Raw genomic sequence first — 4,896 nt, 5'->3', positions numbered from 1 at the left:
TCGTCGCCTCGACTCCGCGGCCGCCGCAGTGCTGCGGGGCCGGGCGGGACTGGTGGTGGCGCACCGGCTGAGCCAGGCCGCGGCCGCGGACCGGATCCTGGTGATGGAGCACGGCCGGATCGTGGAATCCGGGACTCATGACGAGCTGCTGCACTCGGACGGCAGGTACGCCGAGCTCAGTCGGGCGTGGTTCGGGGGAGAGTGAGGGGAGGGGTGATCGCCGGTTCCCATGGGGGAGCCTCTTCCGGCCCGTGATCCAGGCGGGACGGCGGGTAGTCGTCGCGCACCAGCAGCATGTCGGAGCCGCCCGGTTGACCTCATCAGGACGGCGTTGACCGTGCAGCTTTCCGCATCGCCGATGATGCCGTGCGCGTGCAGCGCTGATACAGGGCGGTCTAGAGGTAGCTCATCGCGGTGTCCGAAATGTGGATGGACGCGAAAAGAGCTGCCGGGACGAGCGAGGGATAGTTCTGCAGGTACAACCCCACGCAGAGGAAGTAGACCGAGGGCAGAATCGCCATCATCACCAGAATGGTCGGCGTTATCGGCGTGAGAAAGTACAACACCCACAACACCAGGTAACCGAGCAGGGCCAGAGCACCGATGAGGCCGACGACCGCGGTGCCCGGTGTGGATCGTCGTCGCGTGTTGATGACCAGTATGAGCAGGGCGATCATCACCGACTGGCAGACGAGCCCGATCACATGGACCCACGGCGGAAAGGGCGTGTCCGCCGTCAGCGGGGAGGAGACCGGGGGGAGGAGCACCCAGAGAACGTTGGGGATCATCGGCAGCAGAACGGCGACACACCCCAGAGGCGAGAAGCCGAGCCTGAACGCCTGTGCAGGGGTGATCACCCTGTCTCGGTTGCTCTGCATCCACCGAGTCTGCCAATAGCGTCAACCCCCGGTCTCCACACGATGCGAGCAGTGCCGGGGTGTGCTCCTTTGACGCCGCCGGCGAAGCGCTGGGTCACTGGAGCCGCGCGGCCACCCTCTGCCCCCACTGCTCTGCGCGGGCGTCTTCGCCCTGGATCAGCTCGGTCTCGGACGTGACCAGGAAGCTCTCGGGCTCGGCGACGAGGCTGAACCCCAGGCTAGCCAGCTTCTTCGAGATCCCCTTGGATGCCCGCCCGGTGAGGATCGCGGGCTTGTCGACGCGGGTGTCGAACGCCGCCGCGGCGCCCTCGCTCCGGGGAAGTCCCCCGAGCCAGTCCCGGATCCCCGGGCCGGCCGCGTCGGGCTCGACCGTCAGCGTGCTGTCCGGTCGGTCGGCGGCCTCGACCGCGCCCTGCCGGGTCGACTCGCGGCTCATCCCGTGGACGTGGGTGGGGCCGCCCACGATCACCAGGTCGTAGGCCGAGGTGTCCTCGTCACCGGCGTGCGAGACGGGGACAGTCGTCACGTCACCCACCTGTCCGACTCCGCGTGCGATCGCATCGGCGATGTCGTGGGTGCAGCCGTACATCGATTCAAAGACGATCAGTGTGCGCATGGTCGTGTGCCTCCCTGCTCGAGCATCGGCGAGCGCTCGTCGCTTCTGACGTGACCCACCTGGACTTATCACTCGATCCTCATCATCCGCCTCGTGTGGGACTAGCACAATGGAATGCGGGTCGGGGGTGGTCTCGAGATGGCCCGGGAGGGACAGGCCCGGTGGGTGACGACGACGAGGTCGTCACCGACGTGGCACCGACCATCGGATCACCGTTCCCCCGGCGTGCGTCGACGTGGCGAACGTGCCACCGAGGTCGTCGGCGCGTCGCCTGAGGTTGGCCAGTCCGCTCCGGTCGGTCGGCTCCTCCAGACCGACCCCGTCGTCGGCCACCTCCACCACGATGTCGTCCCCGATCCCCACGGTGACCGTCATGGACTCGGCCCGTGCGTGGCGGACGACGTTGGTCACCGACTCACGTAGCACCGCGACGACGTGTTCGGCGGTGCGCGGGCCCACCACGGACAGGGGCCCGGAGATGCGGACGCGTGTGCACAGGGAGGAGTCCCCGAGTTGTTGGTCGATCACCTCGTGGATGCGCTGCCTCAGGCGGGTCGTCTGCGTGTCCTCGGTGTGGAGGTCGAAGATCGTCGTGCGGATCTCCTGCACGATGTCCTGGAGGGTGTCGATGGTCCTCGTCAGCCGTTCACGGACATCGGGGGACCGGGTGCGCTGGAGCGTCCCCTGCAAGCTCAGGCCCGCGGCGAAAATGTGCTGGATCACGTGATCGTGCAGGTCCCGCGCGATGCGCTCCCGTTCGGCGAGGACCTCCATCTGCCGGGCGCGGGTGGCGGAGGCTTCCAGGTGGAGGGCGAGCGCAGCCTGGTCCGCGAAGTGGGCGGTCATCTCGACGTCGTCCCGGGTGAAGGCGGGCCGTCCGTCCGCGCGCACTGCCACGAGAACGCCGGTGGTGGCGTCGAACGCGCGCATCGGCGCCGCCAGTACCGGGCCGAACCCGTCGCGAACGGTAGGCGTGACCGCGCGGTCGAGCCAGTGACCACGCGAGGGCTGCCGTGACACGAATGCCGCCCCGGTCGTCGACCCCGCCACAGGAAGCGACACCCCCTCGAATCGGTCCGCCCCGGTCCCGGAAGCGACCGAGACGACGAGATGCTCCACCATGTGCGGGGGGCGTTCGGGATCGTCCGGACGCGCGACAAAGACGAGGTCGGCGTTCGCGAGACCCAGAACCCTCCTGGTGATCAGAGCCAGCACCTCGCGGTCGCCGACACCGGCGAGGAGTTCGGTGCGGACATCACGGGCGGCCTCGATCCACCTGAGGCGCGTCTGGGCGTTCTCGTGGTTGCGAGCGTTGTCGATCGCGATTCCCGCCGCCGCCGCGAGCGAGCGGATGACCGTCTCGTCGTCCTCGGTGAAGTGCTCGCCCCGGTTCTTCCCGGCGAGGTAGAGATTCCCGTAGAGCGAGCCCCGCACCCGGATCGGCGCGCCGAGGAACGTGGTCATCGTCGGATGGTGGGAGGGGAAGCCGACCGCGGCGGGATGCCGGCGGAGGTCACGCAGTCGGACCACCTCCGGCTGGGCGATCAGCAGTCCCAACACTCCGTCACCGTTCGGACGTCGGCCGATCCTCTGCCTCGTCTCCGCGTCGATCCCCTCGAAGAGGAAGTCGGACAGGGTCTGGTCTTCGCCGAGCACCCCCAGCGCGCCGTAGCGCGCGTCGAGGAGATCCATCGCGGATCGCACGATGGAACGGAGGGTCGTCTCGAGCCCGAGATCCGAGGTGATCGCGAGCATGGCGTCGACGAGCGCGTCCCTGCTGTCCCGTGGTGCCCCGGCGACCGGTGGGCGATCGTTCGCGCTCCCCGACTCGGCGGTCATTCCCGAATACTAGGACGCAGAGCGCTCGACGTACGCACCTTTTCGACCCGGGGGACGGCCCTCGCACGACGGGCTTCGTTCCCCTCATGCCGGCTCTTCGGTCTCCGGGCGCTCGTACACTGGCCCCACACCATCACCCGCCTCTGGAGGCGCCCGCGATGACCACGGTTTTCCTCGTCGACGACCATGAGATCGTCCGCCGCGGTCTCATCGAGCTCCTGGACGCCGACCCCGCGCTGTCCGTCATCGGAGAGGCGGGCACATGTGCGCAGGCTCTGGCCCGGATACCCGCCCTGCGGCCGGATGTCGCCGTGCTCGACATCCAGCTGCCCGACGGGGACGGCATCGAGCTGTGTCGTGACCTCCTGGCACAGGTGGAGGGGCTGCGCTGCCTGATCCTGACCTCGTACACCCAGGACCAGTTGATGCTGGACGCGATCATGGCCGGGGCGAGCGGGTACGTGGTCAAGGACATCACCGGTATGGAACTGGCCAAGGCCGTCGCCGACGTGGGGCGGGGCGCATCGACGTTGGACAACCGGGCGGCCGGCGTGCTCATGGATCGCCTGCGTCGGCGTCGGGAGGACGATGCGGGGCCCCTCGCGAATCTGACCACGCAGGAACAGAGATTGCTCACCCACTTGGGTGAAGGGCTGACCAACAAGCAGATCGCGGCGCGGATGTGTCTCGCCGAGAAGACGGTGAAGAACTACGTCTCCAGGCTTCTGGCCAAGCTCGGGATGGAGCGTCGCACCCAGGCCGCTGTCTTCGCGGCCCGGATCATCGACGGGCGCGGCGGGTCGTAGGTCATCCGGGTCGTGCCGTTGGTCCCTGGCCGCGGCCACTCATCCGGTGGACAGTGAGGTGATGACCGGTTCGCCTCGCTCGTCGGCCACCACGGCCCCTGCACCCTCGTCGATCCTCCGTGCCGCCGGACTCGCCTCCCGCGCCCCGTCGCTGCACAACTCGCAGCCCTGGCTGTGGAGCCTGGACGGCCCGCTGCTCCATCTACGTGCCGACCGACGCCGCCATCTGCCCAGCTCGGACCCCGACCGGCGCGGGATTTACCTGAGCTGCGGCATGATGTTGCACCACATGCGGGTCGCGCTGGCGGCCGTCGGGTGGGCCACGACCGTGGAGCGCTTCCCCGACGACGGGGATGCGGACCTCCTGGCGGTTCTGCGCATGACACCGACCCCGCCGACGATCGAGAACCGGCACCTGGCCGCGTCGATGCTGCAGCGCCGCTCGGATCGCCGGCGGTTCAGTTCCTACCCCGTGCCCGAGCACGTCTTCGCCCCGTTGACAGTGCGGGCCGCGCGGGAGGGGGTCGTGCTCGAACGACTCGAGGTGTCGTCGGCGCTGGCCGGCGCCGTCCACGCCGCGGCGCGGATCCACGCGGGCGATGACGCCTACCGGTCGGAGATCGAGGGGTGGAGTGGGTCGTCCCGTGAGGTCGACGGTGTGCCCGCCAGGAACGTACCGCGGTCCTCCGCCTCCGACGGGGCGATCGCCTCGCGGCGATTCGCGGCGGCCTCGCTGGCCGACACCGCGGCCGGGGGC

Annotated in this window: 4 protein-coding genes and 2 pseudogenes; 3 read left to right on the top strand and 3 right to left on the bottom strand. The window is 69.1% G+C overall.

Annotation, left to right across the window (positions count from 1 at the left end):
• Positions 1 to 205, top strand: a pseudogene (locus tag G6026_RS09780) (ABC transporter ATP-binding protein); the annotation flags it as partial.
• A 190-nt stretch (positions 206 to 395) separates the two neighbouring features.
• On the opposite strand, the gene G6026_RS09775 reads toward G6026_RS09780, so the two are convergent.
• The 3 genes from G6026_RS09775 to G6026_RS09765 form a co-directional block, all read right to left on the bottom strand.
• On the bottom strand, positions 396 to 878 hold the full coding sequence (locus G6026_RS09775; protein WP_182613051.1) for a hypothetical protein: 483 nt from the start codon (positions 876 to 878) through the stop codon (positions 396 to 398).
• Between the two features lie 94 nt (positions 879 to 972).
• Positions 973 to 1,494 carry a flavodoxin domain-containing protein gene (locus tag G6026_RS09770; RefSeq protein WP_182613050.1) on the bottom strand — a complete coding sequence of 174 codons (522 nt, stop codon included), beginning with the start codon at positions 1,492 to 1,494 and terminating at the stop codon, positions 973 to 975.
• Between the two features lie 183 nt (positions 1,495 to 1,677).
• Positions 1,678 to 3,333 carry a GAF domain-containing sensor histidine kinase gene (locus tag G6026_RS09765; protein ID WP_182613049.1) on the bottom strand — a complete coding sequence of 552 codons (1,656 nt, stop codon included), beginning with the start codon at positions 3,331 to 3,333 and terminating at the stop codon, positions 1,678 to 1,680.
• Between the two features lie 158 nt (positions 3,334 to 3,491).
• Here G6026_RS09765 and G6026_RS09760 point away from each other — a divergent pair, with 158 nt between their 5' ends.
• Both G6026_RS09760 and G6026_RS09755 read left to right on the top strand, forming a co-directional pair.
• The gene (locus G6026_RS09760; protein ID WP_182613048.1) at positions 3,492 to 4,139 is read left to right on the top strand and encodes a response regulator transcription factor; all 648 of its coding nucleotides are present in this window, start codon (positions 3,492 to 3,494) and stop codon (positions 4,137 to 4,139) included.
• Between the two features lie 61 nt (positions 4,140 to 4,200).
• Positions 4,201 to 4,896, top strand: a pseudogene (locus G6026_RS09755) (NAD(P)H nitroreductase); the annotation flags it as partial.

It is taken from the genome of Dietzia sp. DQ11-38-2, from assembly GCF_014145055.1.
Classification (GTDB): domain Bacteria; phylum Actinomycetota; class Actinomycetes; order Mycobacteriales; family Mycobacteriaceae; genus Dietzia.
The sequence above is the reverse complement of the archived record's forward strand: the minus strand, read 5'-3'. Positions and strand labels throughout refer to the sequence as shown.